Annotated in this window: 19 protein-coding genes and 1 pseudogene; 10 read left to right on the plus strand and 10 right to left on the minus strand. The window is 71.4% G+C overall.

Annotated elements, in window-relative coordinates:
- Genes OHS33_RS03085 through OHS33_RS03095 form a run of 3 tightly spaced genes read right to left on the minus strand, consistent with a single transcriptional unit; the run spans position 1 to position 3103 of the window.
- Positions 1 to 831, minus strand: coding sequence for a carbohydrate ABC transporter permease (locus tag OHS33_RS03085; RefSeq protein ID WP_330328820.1), 831 nt, complete (start codon positions 829 to 831; stop codon positions 1 to 3).
- The gene (locus OHS33_RS03090) at positions 828 to 1751 is read right to left on the minus strand and encodes a carbohydrate ABC transporter permease (protein WP_330328821.1); all 924 of its coding nucleotides are present in this window, start codon (positions 1749 to 1751) and stop codon (positions 828 to 830) included. The genes OHS33_RS03085 and OHS33_RS03090 overlap by 4 nt, the downstream gene beginning before the upstream one ends.
- Positions 1748 to 3103, minus strand: coding sequence for an ABC transporter substrate-binding protein (locus OHS33_RS03095; protein WP_330328822.1), 1356 nt, complete (start codon positions 3101 to 3103; stop codon positions 1748 to 1750). Before OHS33_RS03095 ends, OHS33_RS03090 begins: the two co-directional genes overlap by 4 nt.
- A 200-nt stretch (positions 3104 to 3303) precedes the next feature.
- Here OHS33_RS03095 and OHS33_RS03100 point away from each other — a divergent pair, with 200 nt between their 5' ends.
- Positions 3304 to 5289: a hypothetical protein gene (locus tag OHS33_RS03100; RefSeq protein ID WP_330328823.1), complete on the plus strand. Its 1986-nt coding sequence runs from the start codon at positions 3304 to 3306 to the stop codon at positions 5287 to 5289.
- Positions 5290 to 5500: 211 nt separating this feature from the next.
- Here the strand turns inward: OHS33_RS03100 and OHS33_RS39775 are convergent.
- Both OHS33_RS39775 and OHS33_RS03105 read right to left on the minus strand, forming a co-directional pair.
- Positions 5501 to 5626 (minus strand): annotated as a pseudogene (locus OHS33_RS39775) (DUF1062 domain-containing protein); the annotation flags it as partial.
- A 199-nt stretch (positions 5627 to 5825) separates the two neighbouring features.
- Complete coding sequence (locus OHS33_RS03105) at positions 5826 to 6245, minus strand: MarR family winged helix-turn-helix transcriptional regulator (protein WP_330328824.1); 420 nt, start codon at positions 6243 to 6245, stop codon at positions 5826 to 5828.
- Between the two features lie 62 nt (positions 6246 to 6307).
- Here OHS33_RS03105 and OHS33_RS03110 point away from each other — a divergent pair, with 62 nt between their 5' ends.
- Positions 6308 to 7114, plus strand: a complete 807-nt coding sequence (locus OHS33_RS03110; RefSeq protein WP_330328825.1) for an alpha/beta fold hydrolase — start codon at positions 6308 to 6310, stop codon at positions 7112 to 7114.
- Between the two features lie 127 nt (positions 7115 to 7241).
- Here OHS33_RS03110 and OHS33_RS03115 read toward each other — a convergent pair whose 3' ends face one another.
- Positions 7242 to 7892 (minus strand): HD domain-containing protein, encoded by a 651-nt coding sequence (locus OHS33_RS03115; protein WP_330328826.1) that lies wholly within the window; start codon positions 7890 to 7892, stop codon positions 7242 to 7244.
- Positions 7893 to 7963: 71 nt separating this feature from the next.
- Here OHS33_RS03115 and OHS33_RS03120 point away from each other — a divergent pair, with 71 nt between their 5' ends.
- Positions 7964 to 8929, plus strand: a complete 966-nt coding sequence (locus OHS33_RS03120) for a GlxA family transcriptional regulator (RefSeq protein WP_330328827.1) — start codon at positions 7964 to 7966, stop codon at positions 8927 to 8929.
- Positions 8930 to 9020: 91 nt separating this feature from the next.
- Here OHS33_RS03120 and OHS33_RS03125 read toward each other — a convergent pair whose 3' ends face one another.
- Positions 9021 to 10715, minus strand: coding sequence for a SulP family inorganic anion transporter (locus tag OHS33_RS03125; protein WP_330328828.1), 1695 nt, complete (start codon positions 10713 to 10715; stop codon positions 9021 to 9023).
- Between the two features lie 196 nt (positions 10716 to 10911).
- On the opposite strand from OHS33_RS03125, the gene OHS33_RS03130 reads away from it, so the two are divergent.
- From OHS33_RS03130 to OHS33_RS03140, 3 genes are all read left to right on the plus strand, one after another.
- Complete coding sequence (locus OHS33_RS03130) at positions 10912 to 12774, plus strand: ThiF family adenylyltransferase (protein ID WP_330328829.1); 1863 nt, start codon at positions 10912 to 10914, stop codon at positions 12772 to 12774.
- The gene (locus OHS33_RS03135) at positions 12771 to 13805 is read left to right on the plus strand and encodes a 3-oxoacyl-ACP synthase III family protein (RefSeq protein ID WP_330328830.1); all 1035 of its coding nucleotides are present in this window, start codon (positions 12771 to 12773) and stop codon (positions 13803 to 13805) included. The genes OHS33_RS03130 and OHS33_RS03135 overlap by 4 nt, the downstream gene beginning before the upstream one ends.
- A gap of 195 nt (positions 13806 to 14000) precedes the next feature.
- The gene (locus OHS33_RS03140) at positions 14001 to 15683 is read left to right on the plus strand and encodes a GAF domain-containing sensor histidine kinase (protein WP_330328831.1); all 1683 of its coding nucleotides are present in this window, start codon (positions 14001 to 14003) and stop codon (positions 15681 to 15683) included.
- A gap of 15 nt (positions 15684 to 15698) precedes the next feature.
- Here OHS33_RS03140 and OHS33_RS03145 read toward each other — a convergent pair whose 3' ends face one another.
- Positions 15699 to 16193 (minus strand): pyridoxamine 5'-phosphate oxidase family protein, encoded by a 495-nt coding sequence (locus OHS33_RS03145; RefSeq protein WP_330328832.1) that lies wholly within the window; start codon positions 16191 to 16193, stop codon positions 15699 to 15701.
- 321 nt (positions 16194 to 16514) lie between these two features.
- Between OHS33_RS03145 and OHS33_RS03150 the strand changes: the two genes are divergently transcribed.
- A complete protein-coding gene (locus OHS33_RS03150) occupies positions 16515 to 17225 on the plus strand; it encodes a response regulator transcription factor (RefSeq protein ID WP_330328833.1) in 711 nt (236 codons plus the stop codon).
- Positions 17226 to 17315: 90 nt separating this feature from the next.
- On the opposite strand, the gene OHS33_RS03155 is transcribed toward OHS33_RS03150, so the two are convergent.
- The gene (locus tag OHS33_RS03155) at positions 17316 to 18191 is read right to left on the minus strand and encodes a universal stress protein (RefSeq protein WP_330328834.1); all 876 of its coding nucleotides are present in this window, start codon (positions 18189 to 18191) and stop codon (positions 17316 to 17318) included.
- 240 nt (positions 18192 to 18431) lie between these two features.
- Between OHS33_RS03155 and OHS33_RS03160 the strand changes: the two genes are divergently transcribed.
- Positions 18432 to 20792, plus strand: a complete 2361-nt coding sequence (locus OHS33_RS03160) for a phosphoketolase family protein (protein ID WP_330328835.1) — start codon at positions 18432 to 18434, stop codon at positions 20790 to 20792.
- A 23-nt stretch (positions 20793 to 20815) separates the two neighbouring features.
- On the opposite strand, the gene OHS33_RS03165 is transcribed toward OHS33_RS03160, so the two are convergent.
- Positions 20816 to 22693, minus strand: coding sequence for a PAS domain S-box protein (locus OHS33_RS03165; RefSeq protein ID WP_330328836.1), 1878 nt, complete (start codon positions 22691 to 22693; stop codon positions 20816 to 20818).
- A 277-nt stretch (positions 22694 to 22970) separates the two neighbouring features.
- On the opposite strand from OHS33_RS03165, the gene OHS33_RS03170 reads away from it, so the two are divergent.
- Together OHS33_RS03170 and OHS33_RS03175 are read left to right on the plus strand one after the other, a co-directional pair.
- The gene (locus OHS33_RS03170; protein ID WP_330328837.1) at positions 22971 to 23435 is read left to right on the plus strand and encodes a Crp/Fnr family transcriptional regulator; all 465 of its coding nucleotides are present in this window, start codon (positions 22971 to 22973) and stop codon (positions 23433 to 23435) included.
- Between the two features lie 207 nt (positions 23436 to 23642).
- Positions 23643 to 24347 carry a response regulator transcription factor gene (locus OHS33_RS03175; RefSeq protein ID WP_330328838.1) on the plus strand — a complete coding sequence of 235 codons (705 nt, stop codon included), beginning with the start codon at positions 23643 to 23645 and terminating at the stop codon, positions 24345 to 24347.
- Positions 24348 to 24349: the final 2 nt, after the last annotated feature.

Here is a 24349-nt window from a genome sequence, read left to right on the forward strand (position 1 = left end):
TCACTCCTTCACGGCGCCGGCGAGCAGGCCGGACACGAAGTGGCGCTGGAGCGCCAGGAATACGAGGGCCATGGGGATCGCCGCGGCCGCGGTTCCGGCGAGGATCGCTCCGTAGTCGGTCTCGTCGAGGCCCTGGAGGGCGGCCAGGGCCACCGGGACGGTGAACGAGGCGCTGTCGCGCAGGACGATCAGCGGCCAGATGAAGTCGTTCCACTGGTAGAGGAAGAGGAAGATCGCCAAGGCGGCCAGGGCGGGCTTCATGGGCGGGAGCACCACCTTCCAGAACAGCCGCAGTTCGCCGCAGCCGTCCATCCGCCCGGAGTCGAGGAGTTCGTCGGGGAGCGCGGCCATCGACTGGCGCATCAGGAAGATGCCGAAGGGCAGGGCCAGATTGGGCATGATCACGGCCTGGTACGTGTTCAGCCAGTGCAGCTCGGCCATCATCTGGAAGAGCGGTACGAGGGTCACCTGGGCGGGGATCACGAGTCCGAGCATGAGGAGCCCGAACAGCGCCTCGCGGCCGCGGAAGCGGTACTTGGCGAAGCCGTATCCGGCCAGCGCGCAGACGGCGCCCGCGCAGAGCGTGTACACCACCGCGATGAGCAGGGAGTTGAGGACGACCCGGCCGAACTGGGCGGTGTTCTGAAGGGTGTTGAGGTTGGCCCCCAGGTGGCCGCCGGGCAGCAGCGGCGGCGGGCTGTCGAAGATCTCCCGGGAGCTGTGCGTGGCGGCGACCACGAGCCAGTAGAACGGGATCAGGACGACGGCCAGGGCGATGGCGAGTCCGGAGCTGAGCAGGATGCTCCGGCCGCGGTGGCGGGCGGCGGTCATGACCTCTCCCCCAGGAAGCGGAACTGGATCACGCCGAGGATGCCGATGAGCACGGCCAGGGCGTAGGCGATGGCGGAGGCGTATCCGAAGTCGAAGTATTTGAAGGCGTTCTGGTAGAGGTACACGCCGATGGTCAGGGTGGCGTTGTCCGGTCCGCCGCCGGTGAGCACGTACGGCTCGTCGAAGATCTGCAGGGTGCCGATGGTGGAGAGCACCGTGGTGAGCAGCAGTGCGGGGCGCAGGCCGGGCAGGGTGACGTGGCGGAAGGAGGTCCAGGCGCCGGCCCCGTCCACGGCCGCCGCGTCGTACAGCTCGGCGGGCACGGACTGGAGGCGGGCTAGCAGGATCACCGCGTTGTACCCGGTGTAGTGCCAGGTCAGCGCGAGACCGAGGGAGATCTTCGCCCACAGGGGGTCGGTCAGCCACGGCACGGGATCCAGGCCGGCGAGCCCCGTCAGCCAGTTGACCAGCCCGTAGTCCTTGTTGAGCAGGACGGAGAAGACGATCCCGTAGGCGACCAGGCCGGTGACCATGGGCAGGAAAAAGCCGAGCCGGAAGACCGCGCGGCCGCGCAGCAGGGTGGAGTTCAGGGCGACGGCGAGCCCGGTGGCGAGGGCCAGCATGACCGGCACCTGGACGACGAGGATCACCGCGGTGTTCTTCAGGGCGGTCCAGAACAGCGGATCGTGGAGCAGCCGCTCGTAGTTGTCGGCGCCGACGAAGCGGTCGGTCCCGCCGACGGTCTTGTGCAGGCTGATCACGAAGGACCGGCCGATGGGGTAGAGCTTGAAGACCGCGAAGAGGGCCAGGGCGGGCAGGACGAAGAGGTACGGTGCCACGCGCCGGCGCGGCCGGGGCCGCGGGGCCGTCCCCGCGGAGGGCACGGCCCGGGCGGCGCTGCCGGTGAGCGTGGCGGTCATCGGGAGACCTTGCGTCCGGTCTGCCGGGCGAGCTGGTCGGCGGCCTCCTTGAGCACCTTCGCCGGGTCCGCGCCGCCCAGCAGCACCTTGGACTGGGCGTCGGTGACGAGCTTGAGGGCGCGGGCGTAGTCGGCGGTGTAATTGAAGGCGGACGAGGGGGCCTTGAGGGCCTCCAGGAAGACCTCGCCCTTCTTCTGGCCGCTGAAGAAGGGGGACGGCTCGTGGAAGACCGCGTCGTCGTAGGCCGCCATCAGGGCGGGGGCGATGCCCTTGCCCTTGTAGATCTGCACCTGGGAGGCCGGGCGGGTGAGGACGAACTCGACGAAGGACCAGGCGGCGGCCTGGTGCTTGCTGCTGCCCGCGACGGCGAGGTGGGTGGAGTTGACCGTGGCCGCGGTGGAGCCGCCCCGGCGGACGGCCGGGGGAAGGCGGACCTTCCACTTGCCCGCTTCCTCGGGGACCTGTTCCTGGATGATGCCGCCGAACCAGGTGGGCATGGGCAGGACGGCCGCGGTCCCCTGCTTCAGGGAGCTCATCAGGGTGTTCCAGCCGCCGGCGAGATCGCTGACCAGGCCTGCGTCGTTCATCGTCTTGATGAGGGTCAGGGCCTTCACGGCCTCCGGGGAGTCGAGCGTGATGTCCCCGGAGAGGCTGAAGTAGAAGGCGCCCTGGAGCTGGAGCAGCATCTGGAAGAAGTTGGCGGCGTCGGCCTGTGAGGCGGGCTTGTCGATGCCCAGCAGGTGGGCGCCGGTCTTCGCCTTGATCGCCTTGCCCGCCTCGATGGTCTCCTCCCAGGTCTGGAGGGCGCCTGCGTCGACCCCGGCCTTCTCGAAGAGGTCGGCGCGGTAGTAGAAGCCCGCCGAATTCGCCTCCCACGGCAGGGCGTTGACGCGCTTGCCGTCGGGGGAAACGGTCTGCCACATGCCCGGCGCGAAGGCGTTCCGGTGGGCGCCCGCGCCGAGGGGGCCGAGGTCGGCGAGGCCGCCGGGGAACTTCTCGACGTAGCCCGGCAGGTAGTCGACCCCGATGTGCAGGACGTCGGCGAGGCCCTGGCCGCCGGCCGCGAGCCCCGTGGTGATCTTGTCCCAGATCGCCGGGTTGCCGATGTCCTCGACCGTCACCTCGATCCCGGGGTACTTCTTGTTGAACTCCGGTACGAGGGCCTTCATTTCGGCCGCGGGACCCTGCCAGGACCAGACCGAGATCCTGCCCTTGTCCTGCTCCCCCGCGCTCCCGCCCTGGCCCGTGGCGCCCGTACCGCCCGTACCGGAACAGGCGGTCAGGCCGGTCAGTCCGGCCCCCGCGGCGATCGCGCCGCCCATCCGCAGCACTCTGCGACGTTCCAGTTCCATGCCTGACCCACCCCTGCTCGCACCGTTGCCGAAGCCGACTGGCCAGGACTGTAACCAGCCACTCTCTCGACTTGCAATACTCCGATGAAAACTTTCAGTTCGATCCTGCATCGATTCCTGACAAGCTCATTGCAAAACTTCCGGCGGGATTGCTAGCGTGCCGCCCGCCCTGCTCCGCCCGCCCCCTCAGGGAGAACCCGATGACGCGTTCCCGTGTGTCGCTCCTGTCCGCCCTCGCCCTGCTCCTCCCGCTCACCCCGCTCGCCCTCGGCGGCCAGGCGGCCGTGGCCGCACCGGCCGCGCCGACCGCACCGGCCGTACCCGCCCCGCTCGCGGTCGCCGACCCGGGCTTCGAACAGGGCGGTACGGGATGGCAGTTCACCTCCGGTACGGGAGTCGCCACCAACTACCCGCACGGCGGGTCACGCCTCGTCTACCTCGACGCCGGGCCGGGGATGAAGGTGTCCCAGACCGTGACGGCCACGGCCCGGGGGGCGTACGACATATCCGCCTGGGTCGCGACGGGCGGGCCGAACGGCCGGTACGTCGCCCGCGTCAACGGCGCCGTCGCCGCCGCGCTCACCCTGCCGAGCGCGACGAACTACCGGCGCTACACGCTGAGCCGGATCGCGCTCGCCCCCGGCGACACGCTGGAGATCGCCTTCGAGTCGGGGGACGGCTGGGTCAACGCCGACGACGTGATGCTCTCCCCCGCCTCCCCCGCGGACCCGAAGATCACCTCCTCCGACCCGAAGATCGTCGAGATGTTCGACTGGTCGAAGCGCAAGGCCAACAGCTGGGTCCAGCTGCCGGGCACCCAGGGCCCGCTCAACGTGGACGAGAACCACACCTCCGGCAGCGGCAGCGGCACCTACGCCGCCTCCTACTGGGCCGGCTACGCCAACCGCAGCGGCTACTACTCGCGCGACATGGCCCATCAGCTGGCCGGGGCCGGGGTCCTCGCCCTGAATGCGGAGAACAAGGCGATGCTCCGCTCCTTCGCCGCCTCGGCCACCCCCGCGCACAAGTACTACCCGGCGTGGGCCTTGAACTTCGACACCAGGACCTACCTCGCGATCGACTACAAGAGCCCGACGAACTTCGTCCGCGAGGTGCCCGCCACCTTCGAGCTGGTGCAGAAGTCCGAGGAGGCGTACCGCTGGAGCGGGGACCGCGCCTACGTCGACGACCCGGCGCTGTGGGACTTCTACCGGCACGCCACCGACGAGTTCGTCACCCTGCACGACGGCCTCAAGGACAACGGCGCGGTCAAGGTGGCCGAGGGCACCGGCCAGGGCATCTTCCAGGGCACCGCGAGCTACAACGAGCAGAGCGGCGAGCCGCTCGCCGAGGCCGGCGACGCGATCGGCTCCCAGTACCAGGCGTACCTGGCGGTGGCCTCGCTCGCCCGCTCCAAGGGGGACCGCGCGCTCGCCGACCGGTACGAGGCCAAGGCCCGGGACCTCAAGACGTACTTCAACTCCACCTGGAGCGGCACCGGTTCAGGCGCGGACATGGTGCGCGGCTACACCACGGACGGCCGCGCCCTGACCGGCTGGGGCAAGGAGAACAGCTGGTTCATGCCGATGAAGCAGATCATCGAGCCCGGGGCCCGCCGCGAGGCCTACCTGGACTACATCGACCAGCAGGCCTCCGGCCCGGGCCGGCCCTCCAACATCGAGGCCCTCACCTACCTGCCGGACACCTTCTTCCGCAACAACCGCGCCGACACCGGCTGGAAGTGGATGAAGGACGTCTACGACCACAAGGACATCCAGCACGTGAACACCAAGCAGGGCACCAACGGGGACTACCCCGAGGTCTCCTTCACCCTGCTCGGCCAGACCGTGGAGGGACTGATGGGGGTCACCCCCAACGCGCCCGCGCACGCCCTGAGCACCCAGTCCCGACTGCCGTCGGGCATGGACTGGCTGCGGATCGACGACCTCCAGGTCGGCGGATCGGTCTTCGCGCTGCGCCACGACGGGGCGACGAAGTCCTCGCTCACCCACACCTCGGGCAGCTCCTCATACACCTGGGAGGCCCGCTTCCCCGGTACGTACACCACGGTCACGGTCGACGGCGTGGCCCGGCCCGCCCGCACCAAGGTGGTGGACGGAGCGACGTACACCTATGTGACCCCGGTCGTGGCCCCGGGCCACACGGTCACGGTCCAGGTGAGCTGAGGCCGCCGGCCCGCCCAGCGGGTCGGAACCCGCCGGACAGGCCCCGCGTTGATCAGTCGCACCGGCCGCACAGGTACTCGCGCGGCAAGGAGGACCGGGGATTCGCCACCCCCGGTACGGGGGCCCACCGGCCGCGGTGCGCCCGGTGCGAGGGGGGACCGTACGGCGACTGCCAGGCCGGCCGGTCGCTTCGACCCGCGACACCCGGGCCGAGGAGCTTGTGGTGCGCGTTGACGCGGAACGTGCCGTGCGCACGGAAGTGCCCGAAGGGGCACCCGCGGCAACGGCGGAGAACGATCGGCAGGCAGGTGGGAACGACCACCCAGGTGCTGGACATGGAGATACACCGGTTTCAGTGAGAAGACGGCAGCGAAAGGGAGCGCGGCGCACAGGTGCGACGCGCGACGGTTCAGCGCTCGGGGATCTCACTTGGTGTACATCGGCACGTCCTTGCCGGGGGCGACTGCGGGCGGGAGCACGCTAACGGCCCACGGGAACACGGCGCCACTGAATTCCGGGCGACCGCAGCGAACCGGTTACGCCTCCTCGCCGGAGGTGAGGCGCTGCAACAGCGCGAGCAGGGTGCTGCGGTCGGCCGCGGGCAGCGCCGAGAAGCACGAGGCCAGCACCTCGTCGGCGACGCGATGGCCTTCCTTCAGGACGCGCTCACCCTCAGGTGTGAGGTGGTGCTCGATACGGCGGCCATGGCCGGGTCGGCGCACGACCAGGCCTTGCGCGACCAGACGGGAGGCGAGCGTGCCGAAGGCCTGCTCGCTCTGGAACGTGGCGGCGGCCAGCTCTCGGGCAGAGGCCCCGAGCGCGTTGCCGATCGCCCGAAGGGCGTCCCACTGGGCGAGCGTGGTGCCGATCGCCGCCAACCCGCCCTCCAGAGCGCGGTGCTGGCGGTACTGGGCCTGTTTGACCGCCCTGCCGAGGGTTTGCAGTTCGTTGTGCATGGCTCCAGCTTAACCCGCAACAAAGCTAGCTTATATAAACATCTTTAGTTAGAGTGCTGGTCATGACTTCCACACGCACCATCACCCCGCATCCAGACCTGCCGCTGACCCTGACCGAGACGGGCAGCGACCACGGCAGGCCCGTCCTGGTGCTGCACGGCGGCGGAGGCCCGGCCACCATCGCCGGTCTCATCGGCCACCTCGCCCGGAGCACCCGGGTCATCGCGCCGGTACACCCCGGCTGGCAGGGCACCCCGCGGCCCGCCTGGTTCACCGGCGTGGACGATCTCGCCCTCACCTACCTCCGCCACCTCCACGAGCAGGGGCTGCGTGACGTCGTGGTCGTCGGCTCCTCGTTCGGCGGCTGGGTCGCCGCGGAGATGGCCGTCCGGGACACGGCCGGCCTCATCTCGGGGCTCGTCCTGATCGACTCGGTGGGCGTGCACGTCGAGGACGAACCGGTCGTCGACTTCTTCGCCCTCGACGGCCGCGGCATCGCCGACCACGCCTGGCACGACTCGGATCGGTACTTCGTCGACCCCACGACGGTGCCTGCCGCACAACTCACGGCCCGGCAAGCCGACATGGCCGCCCTGCGCACCTTCGCGGGCGACCCCTACATGCACGATCCCAAGCTGCTGCGCCGCCTTGCGGGCGTACACGTCCCGGCCCTGCTGCTGTGGGGAGCCGCCGACCGGATCGTCACCCCGGCCTACGGCGCCGCCTACGCAGCCGCCTTCGCCAACGCCCGCCTCCACATCATTCCCGAGGCAGGCCACCTGCCCCACATCGAACAACCCGAAGCCACCTTCGCCCTGATCGATGCACACCTGGGCGCCATCGACAGCCCTTCCCGCGCGAGCAGTTGACGCGTACGCCCGGACGACGCGCACCAGAGCCTGCCGTCGACGCGCGAGGTTCGCGGGGATCCGGTGCACACCGGTCCGGCGGAGAGTGCCCGGTGCCGACGTTGTGCCCTGCGGCGCGGTGTCGGGGTCAGGAGCCCCAGCGGGAGGCCCACGCCGCGCGTTCGAGGGCGGTGACGGCGCCGGGTTCGCCGCGCTCGCGGAGGAATTCGCCGGGGAGGGTGTAGAGGCCGGCGGCCTGCGGGGAGCGGGCGGCCTGCCGTACGACGTCGTCGACCAGCACGGTGGCCATGTCGAGGCGCGGGTAGCGGCCGTGGAGCGCCTCGCCCTGGGCGTCGGTGACGAACTCGGTTCCGAAGCCGATGTCGACTCCGATGCCCCGGCGGGTGAGGTAGGCGAGCACGCCACGGCGTTCGGCGATGCCGTCCGAGGTGTGCAGGGCGATCGCCTCCCACACCGGGTCGGTCTTGTCGGCGCCGTAGCCGTGTTCGGTGAGGAACCGGGCGGCCATGTCGGCGCCTTCGACCTCGAAGCGCGCCTGGCCCGGGGCCGACGGCGAGGCCCCGAGGTCGTGCAGGACGCAGGCGTGGAAGAGGAGTTCGGCGTCGAAGTCGGTGCCCGGCTTCAGCCCCTCGTGTTCGGCCAGCAGCGCGGCGAACACGTAGCTGCGGATGCTGTGGTTGGCGACGGGCTCGCTCTCACACGACAGTACGAGCTCGACGGCGGCGCGGGCGATGGGGGTGTCCGGGAGTGCCGGCAGGAGGCGGGCTTCAGTATCCATGAGGCGACCGTAGGCGCGTACCGGACCCATCTGTCAGTGGCACTCGTGCCATCGAGCGATAGAATCATGCCATGACGGGTCGGGCATCGGGCGGGGCACACCACGTGGTTGTGGTGGCCCTGGACAACGTCCTCGCGCTGGACATCGGGATCCCCTGGCAGGTCTTCGGCAGCTGGCGGGACGGCCCGTACACGCTCACGGTCTGCACCGAACGGCCCGGCCCCGTCCCGGTGCACGGTGGCCCCGCGCTGTCCGTCGCGCACGGTCTGGACGCCCTGGTATCCGCCGACACCGTGATCGTCCCGGGCTACATGGAGCCGGACGGGCTGGAGCCGGACGGGCCCGGCGCCGAGGTGACGGCCGCACTGGCGGAGGCGGCGGAGCGCGGCACCCGCATGGCGTCCATCTGCACCGGTGCCTTCGCCCTCGCCGCCGCCGGACTGCTCGACGGCCGCCGGGCCACCACGCACTGGCTGTACGCGCGGGCACTGGCCCGGCGGTACCCCAGCGTGACGGTCGTGCCCGAAGATCTGTACGTCGACGAGGGCCAGGTGCTCACTTCAGGCGGCGTGTCCTCCGGCCTGGACCTGTGCCTCCACCTCATCCGCCGCGACCACGGCCCCCGCCTGGCGAACCAGCAGGCCCGCATGATGGTGGCCGCCCCGCACCGTACCGGCGGTCAGGCCCCGTTCATCGACCTGCCGGTGCGACCCGAGCCGTCCGAGAACCCCGCGCTGTACGACTGGGCCCTGCGCAACCTGCACCAGCCGCTCACCGTCGATCAGTTGGCCCGCCAGGCCGGCACGTCCCGCCGGACCCTGATCCGCCGCTTCCACACCGACACCGGCCTGCCGCCCATGCGATGGCTGCTCGACGCCCGCCTCGCCCGCGCACGCGAACTCCTCGAAACCGGCGACCTCACGGTCGAAGCCGTCGCACGCCACTGCGGCCTGGGCACCCCGGCCAACTTCCGGACCCTGTTCAAGGCACACGTCGGAGTGCCGCCCAGTGTCTACCGCGAGACGTTCGTCGGCTGACGGACGCCCGGACCGCGAGCCGACGTCGACGACTTCACCACCCTCGCCCAGCGCATGCGCAGCCTGCGTCCCGCGCTACCGGTGGCCCGGTTCACGCCCGCTCCCTCCCGGCCTCACGGCTCCAGGCCCGATAGGCCTCCAGGGCCGTGGGCAGGGTCGGGTAGATGCGCTCGGCGCCCACGGACGCGGTGAGCCCATAGGCGTCGAGGTCCTCCCGGAGTTCCTGCTTGACCCGCGCCAGGGCCAGGACGATGCCCCGCTGTTCCAGGTCCTGGCGCAATGCGTCCAGGGCGTCCAGGGCGGTGATGTCCACCTCGACGTTCGCCTCGGCGTTCAGGAGGAACCACCGGGTCGGGGAAGTCTGCGCGTCGACCGCGGCCAGGGCGCGACGGCGGAAGTTCTCCGCGTTGGCGAAGAACAGCGGCGAATCGTAGCGGTAGATCACCAGCCCCGGAACGGTCCGGGCCGTCGGGTAGTCGTCCACGTCGTGCATGCCGGCGAGTCCGGGGACCGTGCCCTCCACGGCGTCGTGCGGACGGGCCACGCGGGCGAGCAGTTCGACGACGGAGAGGGCCACGGCGACGAGGACGCCGTACAGGATGCCGAGGGCCAGGACCCCCAGCAGGCACCCCAGAGCCAGCAGCAGTTCACGTCGGCGGAAGGCCGCGAGGCGGCGGAACTCGCCGACTTCGATGAGGCGTAGCGCGGCATAGACGACGATGGCGCCGAGGACGGCGCTCGGCGTGTGGGCCAGGAGTCGGCCCAGGAAGAGCAGCACCAGCAGGACGGCGAGCGCCGCGACGAGCGAGTAGGCCTGGCTGTGTGCCTTGGCCGACCGGGCCAGCGCGGTACGGCTGGCACTGCTGCTGACGGGAAACCCGTGCAGGACGGCCGATCCCAGGTTCGCCGCTCCCAGGGCCAGCAGTTCACGATTGGGTTCCAGCGAGAGCGGATCGCCGCGGTCGGTGAAGGCCCTGGCGGTGAGGATCACGTCCGAGTAACCGACGAGCAGAACGCCCAGCGCGGGGACCAGCAGCCGGGCCAGGTCGTCGAGCGGCGGGAGGCCGGGCGTCGGGAGCCCGGACGGTACGGATCCGATGACTCCGATCCCGAACCGGTCGTCAAGCCTGAACGCCGCCACCACGACCGTGGCCAGAACCAGTGCCAGCAAGGGGCGTGGGACCGCCCGCCCGTACCGCGGTGCCGCGAGGAGCACGACGAGGACCCCACAGGCCAGAGCGGCGGTCGGCCAGTGGATGCGGGCGAGGTTCTGGACGGAGGACCAGAACTCCGGGAAGAACCCGGAACCGGTCGTACGTACTCCGGTGAGCCGGGGCAACTGGTCGACGATCATGATCAGCGCGACGCCGGCGAGGTAGCCGACCAGCACGGGCCGCGAGAGCAGGTCCGCGAGGAAACCGAGGCGCGCGGCCCAGGCGGCCAGCGACAGCAGGCCGACCATCACGGCGAGCGCCGCGGCGAGGGCGGCGTACCGGCCGGGGTCCCCCGCGGCGATCGGTCCCACGGCGGCGGCGGTCATCAGTGCGGTGGTCGACTCGGGGCCCACCGACAGCAGACGCGAAGACCCGGTCAGGGCATAGAGCACCATGGCGGGCAGGACCGCCCAGAGCCCCACGACCGGTGACAGTCCTGCCACGCCCGCATAGGCCATGACCTGCGGCACCAGGTAGGCGGCCACGGTGACGCCGGCCAACGCGTCCCGCCCGAACCACGACCGCTGGTACCCCCGCAGCCCGGGAGCCGACAGAGGCGGCCTTCCATGCACCGGCACCTTGCTCCTCACCGACGTCCCCCCGTCCCGCGCGGCCGACTGCCACGGTTCAGTCTTTCCCGAGCGTGGCCGATTCCTTCTCCACGGCGCAACCGATCAAGGGGGCGCTCGTTGTGATCTTGGGTGTGCGCCGGTGCACGCCCCGGAGCGCAACCGGGTGGTGTGCGCTGGTCAAAAGGGGTGGCTGACCATGAAGAACGTTCATACGACTCCGGGTGTGCCGTGGCACGTGACCGCGTTCCGCGTCCCGCGCGAGGAACCGGAGGCGGCTGAGCTGGTGGGGAGCATCAGGGAGTTGAGGGCGAGGATCCTGTTCGACCGCGGCCGTCGGCCCGACTTCCGTACGCCGGAGGGTGGGTACGCCGACGACCAGGAACTGGACTTCGGTGCCTGGCACTTCGTCGGCAGGCGGGAAGCGGACGGCCCGCCGCTGGGGTACGTGAGGCTCTCGACGCCGGAGACGGGGGCGCTGTTCCAGTCCCGGGCGTATCTGGGCGCGGACCGCTACGAGGAGGTGCTGCGGGAGCACGGCCTCGGCGTAGCAGAAACGTTCGAGCACAGCCGTCTCGTCGTCGAGCACCAGGCACGGAAGCTGGGCCTGGGAGTGCATCTGAACGCCACCGCCATCGCCGCCGCACGCTGCCTGGGCGCCAAGGCGATGATCGGGACCTCCGGCACCGCCGACGGGCAGGATCGTTTCCACGAACGTTTCGGCTTCCGCCCGGTACCGGGAACGCGCCGGTACGTCGGGCAGTACACCGAGGACGTGGTGATCATGCTCTACCGGGCGGCGGACCGGGCCGGCGAGTACACCGACCTCGTCGAACGATTGGAGGAGACGTTCCCGGCCGTCATCGTCCCGGCCCGGCGGAGCGGGCTCGACGGTCCCCGTGAGCCGCTGGCGCCCACCGTGCCCGGGTCCCTGGCGCAGGGTGCGCCCCGACCGGCCACCGCACTCGGGCCCACCGACGAGTCCTGGCAGCCGGTGCTGTTCGATGTGGGGCGCGAGCCGGACCGGCGGGACTTCGACGCCCTGCTCGGCTCGGGCCGGGTCCGCGAGGTCCTGGACACGATCGATGACCAGTTGAGGGAACTGATCACCAGCCGCGAGCCGGTCCTGCGTTCCTCGCCGGAGGCGGTGGACCGGGCCGTCGCCGAGCAGCTGGCCGGGACCCGAACCCATGAGTACGGGACCTGGGTCTGGTACCCGTGGTCCGGACGCCTGGTCCACCTGCTGCCCCGGGAGGAGTTCCGGCTCGTCCGCACCGACCGCAACCGGGGCCGCATCGAACGCCCCCAGCAGCGCGGACTCCTCGGCCGCCGCATCGGGATCATCGGCCTCTCGGTCGGCAGCAGCGCGGCCCTGACCTTCGCGATGGAGGGCATCGGCGGCGCGTTCAAACTCGCCGACTTCGACACGCTCAGTGTCTCCAACCTCAACCGGCTGCGCGCCGGCGTGCACCACCTGGGCCTGAACAAGTGCGTGATCGCGGCCCGGCAGATGCTGGAGATCGACCCCTGGCTGGAGATCGAGATCCATCCCGGCGGTCTGACCGACGACACCATGGAGGAGTTCTTCACCGGCGGCGCGGGCCCCATCGACCTGCTCGTCGAGGAGTGCGACACCCCCTACGTGAAGCTCGCCGCGCGCGAGCGCGCCCGGGCGCTGGGCATCCCGGTCGTGATGGACGCGAACGACCGCGGCCTGCTCGACGTCGAACGCTTCGACCTGGAACCCGACCGGCCCCTCCTCCACGGCCTGCTCGGCGAGACCACCTCCGCCGACCTCACCGGCCTCACCTTCGAGCAGACCGTGGACGTCATCCTGACGATGGTCGACCGCGAGCGCATCAGCCCCGAACTGAGCGCCGCCATCGGGCAGATCGGCACCACGCTCAGCAGCTGGCCGCAGCTCGCCTCCGGCGTCGCGCTCGGGGGCGCACTCACCGCCGAGGCCGCCCGCCGGATCCTGCTGGGTCAGCCCCGCCCCTCCGGCCGCTTCTACGCCGACCTTGAGATCCTCACCTCTGCCGACCGGAGCACCGTCGCATGACCCTCACCCAAGAGCAGACCACCGACACCCACACCGGAGCCGGCCTCCCGGTCCCCTTCGCGGTCACCGGCACCGGTCTCCACCTGCCCCCGACGATCGTGACCAACGAGGAGCTCACCCGGACCCTGGACACCACCGACGCGTGGATCACGGCCCGCACCGGGATCCGCGAACGCCGCCGTCTGGCCCCGGAACTGGCCACCTCCGACATGTGCGTGGCCGCTGCCGACCCCGCCCTGGCAGCCGCCCGAATCACTCCCTCCGACCTGGACGCGATCATCGTGGCCAGCTACACCCATGATCAGCCCCTCCCCTCCACCTCGCTCATCGTCAAGAACGCCCTCGGCGCCACCAGGGCGCTGGCCCTGGACGTGGCCCAGGCCGCCTGCGCGTCCGGCGTCCACGCCCTGCTGTTGGCCGCCCACCTCCTGCAGAACCCGTCCATCAGCACGGTGCTCGTCATCGCCGCCGACTGCGCCTCCCGCGTCACCCGCCCCGGCGACCGGACCGCGGGGGTGTTCTTCGGCGATGCCGCTGCCGCCGTGGTCCTCACCCGCACCGGGACCCAGGGAGCGGGACTGCTCGCGTTCGACCTCGGTTCACAGCTCTCCTACGACGTCCAGATCCCCGGCGGCGGCTCTCGTCTGCCCACCAGCCACGCCACCCTCACGGCAGGCGCGCACTACCTCTCCATGGACGGCCGCGCGGTCTGGGACACCGCGACCACCCGCCTCCCGGAGAGCATCACCAACGCCACCCGTCAGGCCGGCCTCGATCCTGCCGACATCGATCACTACTTCCTCCACCAAGCCAACATCAACATCCTGGAGGAAACGCTTCGTCAACTGGCGGTCCCCGCCGATCGCGCCCCCATCACACTGGACCTCCTCGGCAACACCGGCGCCGCCGGCATGTTCACGGCCCTCCACCGCACCGCCACCACGGGCCGCCTGCGCCCGGGAGACACCTACGTCGTGTCCGCCATCGGCGCCGGCTTCCACTGGGGCACCCTCGTCTTCCGCCACGCCTGACCAACGGCGTACGGCGGTTCCCGCCCCGGGACCGGGGGCGGGAACCGCCGCCGCCCGCCGGGCCGTCGAGGCCCGGCCCGGAGCCAGGCGCTTGCCGCTCGGGCCTGTCGATACGCTGAAGGCTGACCGGGGGCTGGGTGGCAGGCGGAGGAGACGAACGTGGGCGTGGGCGATCCGTTGGATCACGTGCCTCGCATGCGGCTGGACGAGCTGCTGGACGAGCTCCAGGTGCGCATCAACGCCGTGCGGAGTACCCGGGACAGGGTGCACAGCCTGCTGGAGGCGGTCGTGTCCGTGGGGCGGGAACTCGATCTCGCCCAGGTTCTCCGCCGTATCGTGGAAGCCGCGGCGCTGCTCGTCGACGCCGACTACGGCGCGCTCGGGGTCATCGGCCCCGACGGCCGTACGCTCTCGCAGTTCCTGACCGTGGGACTCAGCGAGGAGGAGATCGCCGCGATCGGTCCGCTTCCGGCCGGTCACGGCCTGCTCGGGGAGGTCATCCATCATCCGGAACCCCTGCGGCTCACCGATCTCGGCGCGCACACGTCGTCGTACGGGTTCCCGGCCCACCACCCGCCGATGCGCACGTTCCTCGGCGTACCGATCCGGGTGCGCGACGAGGTGTTCGGCAACCTCTACCTGACCGACAAGCGGGGCGGGGGCGATTTCGACCCCGAGGACGAGACGGTCATCGCCACCCTCTCGGTGGCGGCGGGAGTGGCGATCGACAACGCACGGCTCTACGAGGGCTCTCAGCGCCAGCAGCGGTGGCTCAAGGCCAATGCCGAGATCACCGAGAGCCTGCTGTCGGGCTCTTCCCGCCAGGCGGTGCTGGAACTCATCGCGCGCCGGGCGCAGGAGATCACCGGGGCCGGTCTGGCGGACATCTCCATGCCCGTCGCGGGCGTCGACGGCCTGGTCGTGGAGTTCGCGGCCGGTGCGGACGGCGCCTCCCGGCAGGGTCTCGTCGTTGCCTTCTCGGGCACGCTCACAGGGGCGGCGCACCGGACCGGGAGGCCCGTCACGGCCGTCCACGCACCGGCCGACGAGCGCTTCCCGGCCGAGCCCCAGGTACAGGAGGGCCTCGGGCCCGCCGTCGCCGTTCCGCTGGGCACCGCCGGCAGGGAGAGCCGGGGTGTCCTGCTGCTCGCACGCGCCGCGGGAGAGCCGGCCTTCGGGGAGAACGAGCTGGAACCGCTCGGCGCCTTCGCCGGCCAGGCGGCGATCGCACTGGAGCTGGCGGAGAGACGACGGGACGCCGAGCAGATAGCACTGCTGGAAGAACGCGACCGGATCGCCCGCGACCTGCACGACCTGGCCATCCAGCGCCTCTTCGCGACCGGTATGACCTTGCAGAGCGCCGCCCGTCTCGTGGAGCACGAAGGAGCGGCCGAACGGGTCGGCCGGGCCGTCGAGGACCTGGACGAGACCATCAAGATCATCCGTTCGACGATCTTCGGGCTCCGCACCAAGGACCGCGAGAGCGGACCGGGGCTGCGGGCACGCGCCGCCCGCGCGATCGGTGACGCCGCCACCACTCTCGGCCATCCGCCGCGCCTGAGCATGGAGGGGCTGCTCGACACCGACGTCCCGCCGCGGATCGCCGACCACGTGATGGCGGTGCTGGGTGAACTCCTCAGCAACGCCGCGCGCCACGCACAGGCGACCCGGGTCGGGGTGAACCTCAAAGCGGGGGCCGACGAGATCGTGCTGACCGTCTCGGACAATGGCGTCGGCATCCCCCCACAGGGACGCCGGAGCGGTCTGAGCAACCTTGCCGAACGGGCACGGGACCTGGGTGGTTCCTTCGCCGTGGAGGTTCCCGACGAGGGGGGCAGCAGGCTCGTGTGGAGGGCGCCGCTGCACACCGGGACCTGACGCCCACCAGGACCGTCACGCCCCGGTGACCGGCACCGACGGTGGCGCCGCCGCCTCCAGCCGGAATCCGGTGACCAGATCGGGGCGGATGCGCAGGGCACTGGCCATCGGCGCTCCCACCCACGGCCGCAGCAGGGACGCGTACCGGTCGGCCTCGTCGGCGTCGGCCACCGGGCACGCGTAGCCGGTGACGACGACGCTCCAGCCGAGGTGGGTGTCGGGATCGATCACGTCCGCCTCGTAGGCCACCACCACCCCTGTGGTGTCAGCGGGTGCCACCAGGGAGGCCAGGGCCCCGCCGTCGTGGATCCGGACGACGATGTCCTGGCCTTCGACCAGATGGTTCACCGGACGGACGGCGGGCAGGGCGTGCTGAGTGAAGACGATGCGTCCCAGTGACACGGTCGACAGGAGCCGCAGCGCCTCGGTGCGGTCCAGCTCCCGCATGCGCCGTGCACCCTGGCCGTCACCGGTGCGCCCGTGGGAGCGCCGTGTGCCTTCCTGATCCATGATGCGCACCTTCGTCCAGCCCCCGTGGGCCCCTTGCTGCTTCCGACTCCCCAGCCTCCCCCGTGATCCACAGGGGAGCCAGGGCCGAATGGTCCCCACTCGGGCACCGGATTCGGCTCGTCGCCCGTCGAACCCGTCCGGGAAGGGCCGGCAGGCCACGCCCGCAGGGCCGAAGGCCCTTTTTCCACCGGGCCCGCCCGGCGCCCAAGCGGTCCGGCTCGTGGCCGATGAGGGCCGATCGGCCCTGTCCGTTCGGCCCACGCGACCGGCAGGATGCTGATGTTCGTGCACCCGGGACGAACCCGTCGAAGGAGTTGCGTCATGACCGACAGCGGTGCCCCCTCCCCCGCGAAGACGCCCATCAGCGTCTTCCTGCTCGACGACCACGAAGTCGTACGCCGAGGGGTGCACGACCTCCTGGACGCCGAGCCCGACCTGACCGTGGTCGGTGAAGCGGGCACCGCGGAACAGGCACTCATCCGCATCCCCGCGCTGCGCCCCCAGGTGGCGATCCTGGACGTCCGGCTCCAGGACGGCGACGGTGTGAGCGTGTGCCGCGAGCTGCGGTCGCGGATGCCCGGGCTGGCCTGCCTGATGCTCACCTCGTTCGACGACGAGGAAGCGCTGCTGGACGCCGTGATGGCGGGCGCCTCCGGCTACGTGCTCAAACAGATCTCCGGCACGGACCTGGTCACGGCCGTCCGCACCGTGGCGGCCGGCCAGTCCATGCTCGATCCGGGCGCCACCACGCGCCTGATGGCGCGGATGCGCGGCGACGTCCCCAAGGAGGAACAGGTGCCCGGGCTCCCCGGCTTCACCGACCGTGAGAAGGAAATCCTCATCATGGTCAGCGAGGGGCTCACCAACCGGGAGATCGGCAAGCGGCTGTTCCTCGCGGAGAAGACGGTCAAGAACATCATCTCGCGACTGTTCACCAAACTGGGCGTGGAACGCCGTGTGCAGGCCGCCGTCATCGCCAGCCACACGCTGATCCCGCCGGGCCGGCAGCCGGTCCCGGCCGCCGAGCAGTAGCCCTGCCGGGCACGGAGACTCCCGGCGGGCGGGGAGGGCGGGGCACACCGTGTGGTGGCGTGCCCCGCCCTCCCTGCCGTCCCGCACGGGTCAGGGGTGCGGCACCACGGCGACCGGGCAGACGGCGTGGTGCAGGACCGCGTGGGCCACGGAACCGATGCGCGCGCCCAGCGACGACTCGCGGGCCTGGCGGCCGACGACGAGCAACTGGGCGTCCGAGGCGGCGGTCAGCAGGACGTGTCCGGCGCTGCCCCGCTCGACGTGCTCGATGACCTCCACGTCCGGATACCTCAGCCGCCACGGCTCCAGAGCCTGCTCCAGCGCGGCCTTCTCATAGGGCTCCAGTCCGCCGAACTGGTCGGCGAGCCACATCGACCCGGGGCTGTAGCCGTACACCGGGGGGAGGTTCCAGGCGCGCACCGCGCGCAGCGGGACCTTGCGCACGGCGGCCGCTTCGAAGGCGACTCCCAGCACTTCGGCGGACTCCTCCACACCGCCCTGCTGCCCCACGACGACCTCCCCCTCCTCCGGCAGCACCAGCGGCCCGCCGTGCGGGGACCGCACGGAGACGACGGGGCACTCCGCCGCGGCGATCACCTGCCGGCCGTAGGAGCCGAGCAGGAAGCCGGCCAGGGCGCTGTGGCCGCGCGTGCCGAGGACCAGCATCTCCGCTTCCTTCGCCGCGTGCAGGAGGGCCTGGACCGGCGCTTCCAGGATCACCTCCGCGCTGAGCGACAGGTGCGGGTACCGGTGGCCGAGCGCGTCCCGGGCCTCCTCCATGACGTCGTCGGCCCGGCGTTCTTCCACCTCGCGGTCCTGGGGCAGCGGAAGTGCGAGCGACTGCCACAGCCAGGCGTGCACCACGCGCAGGGGCAGGTCACGCCGTACGGCCTCACGTGCGGCCCAGTCCGCCGCGGCCCGGCTCTGCGGGGATCCGTCCACTCCGACGACAAGGGTGCGCTTCACGGGTCTGTCCTCCGTACTGATGCCAGTGCATCGGGGTCGGCCGGCAGGGGATGTGCGGCCCCGGCCGGGGGAACCGGCGCCGCACACCTCACTTTCGCCGCCCCCTGCCCCGCCTCACAGGGGCCGACAGTCCCTCCCCTGGGGCCGGTCCTCCCCTCCTCCAAGAAGCGGGCCGGAGCGCAGACTTGCGGGATCGGCTCAGTCGACGAACGTCCCGGACCGTCGCACGCAGGAGCGGACATGACCGCCTACCCCATCCCGGAACTCGACGCGCACTGGCGCGCCGCCAACTACCTCGCGGCCGGCCAGATCTACCTCATGGGCAATCCGCTGCTGGCCGAGCCCTTGCGGCCGGAGCACATCAAACCCCGGCTGCTCGGCCACTGGGGCACCTCGCCCGGCCTCAATCTCGTGTACACCCACCTCAACCGGGTCATCAAGGACCGTGCGCTGCAGGCCCTGTGCGTCTGGGGTCCGGGCCACGGCGGCCCCGCCGTCCTCGCCAACTCCTGGCTGGAGGGCACGTACACCGAGACGTACCCGGGTGTCACACGGGACGCGGCCGGCATGAACACCCTCTTCCGGCAGTTCTCGTTCCCGGGCGGTGTGCCCAGCCATGTGGCTCCCGGGACCCCGGGATCCATCCACGAGGGCGGCGAACTCGGATACGCCCTGTCCCACGCCTACGGAGCGGCCTTCGACCACCCCGGTCTGCTGGTCGCCTGTGTGATCGGGGACGGAGAGGCCGAGACGGGCCCGCTGGCCGCGTCCTGGCACGCGAACAAGTTCCTCGACCCGGTGCACGACGGCGCCGTCCTGCCCGTCCTCCACCTGAACGGCTACAAGATCGCCAACCCGACGGTGCTGTCCCGGATCCCCGACTCCGAACTCGACGCGCTGCTGCGCGGCTACGGGCACGACCCGCTGTACGTCACGGGCAGCGACCCGGCCCTCGTCCACCAGTCCATGGCCCGGGCGATGGACCACGCGCTCGACCGCATCGCGCTCATCCAGCACGAGGCGCGGACGGGCGGCGCCGATCCGGGACGCGAGTACCCGCGCTGGCCGATGATCGTCCTGCGCACCCCCAAGGGCTGGACCGGGCCCGTGACCGTCGACGGCGAGCCGGTCGAGGGCACCTGGCGGGCGCACCAGGTCCCCCTCGCCGGTGTCCGCGAGAACCCGGCGCACCTGAAGCAGCTGGAGGGCTGGCTCCGTTCGTACCGGCCGGAAGAGCTGTTCGACGCCGACGGGTGCCCCACGGAGCGGGTGCTGGCCTGCGTCCCGCGGGGCGAACACCGCCTGGGCGCCGTGCCGTACGCGAACGGAGGGCGGCTGCTACGGCCGCTGCCGCTGCCCGCCCTCGACGCGTACTGCGTCCCGGTCGACAAGCCGGGCGCCACCCTCCACGAACCGACGCGCGTCCTGGGCCGGTTCCTCGCCCAGGTCATGCGCGACACCGCCGGACGGCGGGACTTCAGGGTGGTGGGCCCGGACGAGACCGCCTCCAACCGCCTGGACGACCTGTACGACGTCACCGGCAAGGCCTGGCAGGCCCTCACGGAGGCCACGGACCGGAACCTGTCCCGGGACGGCCGGGTCATGGAGATCCTCTCCGAACACACCTGCCAGGGCTGGCTGGAGGGGTACCTCCTCACCGGCCGCCACGGTCTCTTCTCCACGTACGAGGCCTTCGCGCACATCGTCGACTCCATGGTCGGCCAGCACATCAAGTGGCTGAAGACAGCGCGCGAACTGTCCTGGCGGGCCCCGATCGCCTCCCTCAACTACCTGCTCACCTCGCACGTGTGGCGCCAGGACAACAACGGTTTCTCCCACCAGGACCCCGGGTTCGTCGACCACGTCCTCAACAAGAGCCCCGAGGTCGTCCGCGTCTACCTCCCGCCGGATGCCAACACCCTGCTCGCCGTGGCCGATCACGCCCTGCGCAGCCGCGACCGGGTCAACGTGATCGTCGCGGGGAAGCAGCCGTGCTTCGACTGGCTGTCGATCGACGGGGCCCGCACCCACGTGACGCGGGGCGCGGGCGTCTGGGAGTGGGCGGGGACGGACGACGGCTCACGCGAGCCGGACGTCGTCCTCGGCTGCGCCGGTGACGTGCCCACCCTGGAGGTGCTGGCCGCGGCCGCCCTGCTCCGCGAGCACCTTCCCGCGCTGGCCGTCCGGGTCGTCAACGTCGTCGACATCGCCCGGCTGATGCCCCACGAGGAACACCCCCACGGCATGACGGACACCGAGTTCAACGCCCTGTTCACCACGGACAGGCCGGTGGTCTTCGCCTACCACGGCTATCCGTGGCTCATCCACCGTCTCGCCTACCGCCGCACCGGCCACGCCCAGCTGCACGTCCGCGGATACAAGGAGTCCGGGAGCACCACGACCCCCTTCGACATGGTCGTGCGCAACGACATGGACCGGTACCGGCTCGTCATGGACGTCATCGACCGCGTCCCCGGGCTCGCCGGACGGGCGGAAGGACTGCGCCAGGCCATGGACGACCAGCGCATCCGCCACCACGACTGGATCCGCGCGCACGGCACCGACCTGCCCGAGGTCGCGGACTGGTCCTGGCCCTACTGAGCGCCTCCGGCTGACGCGCGCCGTCAGCCGCGCGGCGAGGGCAACGGAAGGGCGAACCAGACGGCCTTGCCCTCCGCCGTCGGGAGGGTGCCCCAGGAACTGGCGAGGGAGTCGACGAGGAGCAGTCCGCGGCCCGATTCCGCGTCAGGGGCCGCGAACCGGGCCTGGGGCAGCACCGGGCTCCCGTCGCAGACCTCCACCCCCAGCTCCTGTCCGGCCTGCCGGAGCCGGAGCCTGAGCGGGCCGAGGCCGTGGCGCACCGCGTTGGAGAGGAGCTCGGAGGCCAGCAGGCAGGCCGTCTCCCGCAGCTGTTCGTCGCCCTTGCCCCACGCGGCCAGGGTGGCGCGCAGGAACCGGCGGCCTTCACCCACGCTGCTGGGCTCGGCTGCCAGGATCACGGTCCGCGAGGTGGCCGGGGCCTCCGGGATGCGCACGAGCAGGAGCGTGACGTCGTCCGCGTTGTCGTCGGCGTCCGGAAGCAGCTCCGCCAGCAGCCGGTCGGCCGCGGCCTCCAGGCACCCGGTCGCGGCCAGGCCCTTTTCCAGTGCTGCCGCGAGCCCGTCGACCTGACCTTCGATGTCGCTGCCCGGGGTCTCCACCAGCCCGTCCGTGTAGAGAGCCAGCACCGAGCCGGGTGCCACTCTGTGCCGGCTCTCGTGGTGGGGGACCTCGCCGACCCCGAGCGGGACGCTCACCTCCGCCGGGAGCCGGGTCACCTCGCCGCCGGGACCGGCCAGCAGGACCGGCAGGTGACCGGCCGAGCAGACGGTGACCTCGGCCGCGTCGGCGTCGATGACGAGGTAGCAGCAGGTGACGAACTGGTCCGGGAGTTCACTGACCACGGCGTCGAGGGCGCGCATCAGCTGCCAGGGCGGCATCCCGGTCTTGGCCAGGGCGTGGGAGGCGGATCGCAGCTGCCCCATGACGGCGGCGGCGTCCAGTCCGCGGCCCATCACGTCGCCGATCATGACACCGACCCGGCCGCCGCCCAGAGGGATCAGGTCGAACCAGTCGCCGCCCACCCCGGCGCCCTGCCGGGCGGGGAAGTAGCGGCTGGCCGTCGCCATCCCCGGCACGTCGGGCGGCGAGCCCATCAGGCTGCGCTGGAGGGTGAGGGCGACGTGGCGCTGCTGCTCGTAGAGCTCGGCGAGCATCTCCTCGGCGGCCTTGCGTTCGGTGACGTCGCGGATCGCGGCGGAGACGAGGGTGCCGTCGGGGGTTTCCAGGGGGCTGAGGCTGATCTCGACCGGGAACTCGCCCCCGTCCCGGCGCAGCCCGTACAGCTCAAGGCCCGCGCCCATCGGCCGGACCTGCCGGTTGACGAAGTAGCCGTCGCGGAAATCGGAGTGGTGGCCGCGGAACCGGTGCGGTACGAGCACCTCGACGGGCCGCCCCAGCAGGTCCTCGCGGCCGTAGCCGAAGAGTGCCTCGGTCTGGGCGTTGACCAGCTGGATGGTGCCCCTCTCGTCGACGATCACCATGGCATCGGGCGCCGCCTCCAGCAGCGCGCGGAAGCGCGCGTCGGCGGCCCGGCGCTCGCTGACGTCCCGTACGGCAGCCGAGATCAGCAGCCCTTCGGGAGTCTCCAGGGGGCTCAGGCTGATCTCCACGGGGAACTCGCGTCCGTCCCGCCGCAGCCCGTACAGCTCCAGGCCCGCGCCCATCGGGCGCACCTGGCGGCTGGCCGCGTAGCCGTGCCGGTGGCCGGGGTGCTGGCCGCGGAACCGCTCGGGCACCAGGACGTCGATGGAGTGCCCCAGGAGTTCCTCACGGGGGTAGCCGAAGAGGGCTTCGGTCTGGGCGTTCACCAAACGGATCACCCCGGCGTCGTCCACGATGACCATCGCGTCCGGTGCCGCTTCCAGCAGAGCCCGGAAGGGCTCTTCGGTCGTCGCTGCCATCTCGTGCCTCGCGCTCGCCGGATCCCGCAGAAGGGAACATGCGACCACGCGGCCGGACACCACGCCCCGGATTGACGGGAATCCAGCAACAAATGACCGGCCGTGAACATGCCCACCGCACGTGCGGGCCCGCACGGAACGCGGCCGGCGTCCCGGCGTCCGGCACGCCACAGCAGGGCCGAACGGTCCCGTCCGCGGGCGCTTCGAGGGCCGGTCGGCCCCTCCCCCGAAGCCGGGAGGCGGTCGAGACTTGGAGTGGAACCGACCGGAGGCCGCCATGCGAACCACTCGCCCCACCAAGATCGCCGGTGCGCTGCCGGCCCCGTACCGTGACCGGCTGATGGATGCCGCACAAGAGGTCAGCCTTCCCGAGGGCACCCGCCTCTTCAACGAGGGCGGTCACGCGGACCGCTTCTGGATCGTCCGGACCGGCGTCGTCGCCCTGGACGTGCACGTGCCCGGCAGGCAGCCGGCGGTGATCGAAAATCTCGGGCCGGGTGAACTGGTCGGATGCTCGTGGATGCTCCAGCCGCCCATGTGGAAGCTGGGGGCGGTCGCCACCACACCCGTACGCGTCCACGCCTTCGATGCCGCCGCCGTGCTCACGATGATGGAAACCGACACCGCCTTCGGCTCCGCGATGGGCCACTGGGTCGCGCAGGTGCTCGCTCACCGGCTGCATGCCGCCCGGGTCCGTCTGCTCGACCTGTACGGGCCGTACGGCAGCGGAAACACCTTCTGACGCCTTCTGCCCGTCGGCACGGCACGAACGCACCCCGTCCACACGTGAACAAGGAGCGCCCCATGCCCGCGTCCCGGTACACCGTCCGCCGTCCTCACCGAGATCGCTCCCCCGGCGCGGAGGGCCGGCTCCGCGAGGTGCGTCCGACCGCTCCCTGAGATGATGCGTACGAGACGAACGCGGAGCGAACCGAGCACAGGGGCGCACATGTCCGACGCACCGGCGGCCTCGGCCGACGCACCCGTCAGGGTCTTCCTCTTGGACGATCACGAGGTCGTGCGCCGCGGGCTGCACGACCTGCTGGACGCGGAGCCCGACATCGAGGTCGTCGGTGAGGCGTCCACCGCCGAGCAGGCGCTGACCCGCGGTCCGGCCCTGCGCCCCGATGTCGCCGTGCTCGACGTGCGCCTGCCCGACGGCGACGGGATCACCGTGTGCCGCGAGCTGCGCTCGCGCATGCCGGAACTGGCGTGCCTGATGCTGACCTCGTTCGACGACGAGGACGCGCTGCTCGACGCGATCATGGCCGGCGCCGCCGGGTACGTGCTGAAGCAGATCAAGGGGACCGATCTGGTCGCCGCCGTCCGGACGGTCGCGACGGGCCAGTCGATGCTGGACCCGGCGACGACCGCCCGCCTCATGCACTCCCTGCGGGAACCGGTCACCACGAAGGCTCCGCAGGACGCCCGACTGGACGCCCTCTCCGAGCGGGAGCGTGCCGTGCTCGAGGTCATCGGTGAGGGCCTCACGAACGCGCAGATCGCCAAGCGGCTCTACCTGTCCGAGAAGACGGTCAAGAACCACATCTCCCGGCTGCTGGCGAAGCTGGGAGTGGAGCGCCGGGTGCAGGCAGCGGTGATCGCCGCCCAGGTCCACGAGCATGAGCACGAGCAGGGCAAGGACATGCACTGAGC

The organism is Streptomyces sp. NBC_00536 (assembly GCF_036346295.1).
Classification (GTDB): domain Bacteria; phylum Actinomycetota; class Actinomycetes; order Streptomycetales; family Streptomycetaceae; genus Streptomyces.

Coding starts and splice junctions, on each gene's coding strand:
- OHS33_RS03085 (WP_330328820.1), bottom strand. CDS start 831: ATGACCGCCGCCCGCCACCGCGGCCGGAGCATCCTGCTCAGCTCCGGA.
- OHS33_RS03090 (WP_330328821.1), bottom strand. CDS start 1,751: ATGACCGCCACGCTCACCGGCAGCGCCGCCCGGGCCGTGCCCTCCGCG.
- OHS33_RS03095 (WP_330328822.1), bottom strand. CDS start 3,103: ATGGAACTGGAACGTCGCAGAGTGCTGCGGATGGGCGGCGCGATCGCC.
- OHS33_RS03100 (WP_330328823.1), top strand. CDS start 3,304: ATGACGCGTTCCCGTGTGTCGCTCCTGTCCGCCCTCGCCCTGCTCCTC.
- OHS33_RS03105 (WP_330328824.1), bottom strand. CDS start 6,245: ATGCACAACGAACTGCAAACCCTCGGCAGGGCGGTCAAACAGGCCCAG.
- OHS33_RS03110 (WP_330328825.1), top strand. CDS start 6,308: ATGACTTCCACACGCACCATCACCCCGCATCCAGACCTGCCGCTGACC.
- OHS33_RS03115 (WP_330328826.1), bottom strand. CDS start 7,892: ATGGATACTGAAGCCCGCCTCCTGCCGGCACTCCCGGACACCCCCATC.
- OHS33_RS03120 (WP_330328827.1), top strand. CDS start 7,964: ATGACGGGTCGGGCATCGGGCGGGGCACACCACGTGGTTGTGGTGGCC.
- OHS33_RS03130 (WP_330328829.1), top strand. CDS start 10,912: ATGAAGAACGTTCATACGACTCCGGGTGTGCCGTGGCACGTGACCGCG.
- OHS33_RS03135 (WP_330328830.1), top strand. CDS start 12,771: ATGACCCTCACCCAAGAGCAGACCACCGACACCCACACCGGAGCCGGC.
- OHS33_RS03140 (WP_330328831.1), top strand. CDS start 14,001: ATGCGGCTGGACGAGCTGCTGGACGAGCTCCAGGTGCGCATCAACGCC.
- OHS33_RS03145 (WP_330328832.1), bottom strand. CDS start 16,193: ATGGATCAGGAAGGCACACGGCGCTCCCACGGGCGCACCGGTGACGGC.
- OHS33_RS03150 (WP_330328833.1), top strand. CDS start 16,515: ATGACCGACAGCGGTGCCCCCTCCCCCGCGAAGACGCCCATCAGCGTC.
- OHS33_RS03160 (WP_330328835.1), top strand. CDS start 18,432: ATGACCGCCTACCCCATCCCGGAACTCGACGCGCACTGGCGCGCCGCC.
- OHS33_RS03165 (WP_330328836.1), bottom strand. CDS start 22,693: ATGGCAGCGACGACCGAAGAGCCCTTCCGGGCTCTGCTGGAAGCGGCA.
- OHS33_RS03170 (WP_330328837.1), top strand. CDS start 22,971: ATGCGAACCACTCGCCCCACCAAGATCGCCGGTGCGCTGCCGGCCCCG.
- OHS33_RS03175 (WP_330328838.1), top strand. CDS start 23,643: ATGTCCGACGCACCGGCGGCCTCGGCCGACGCACCCGTCAGGGTCTTC.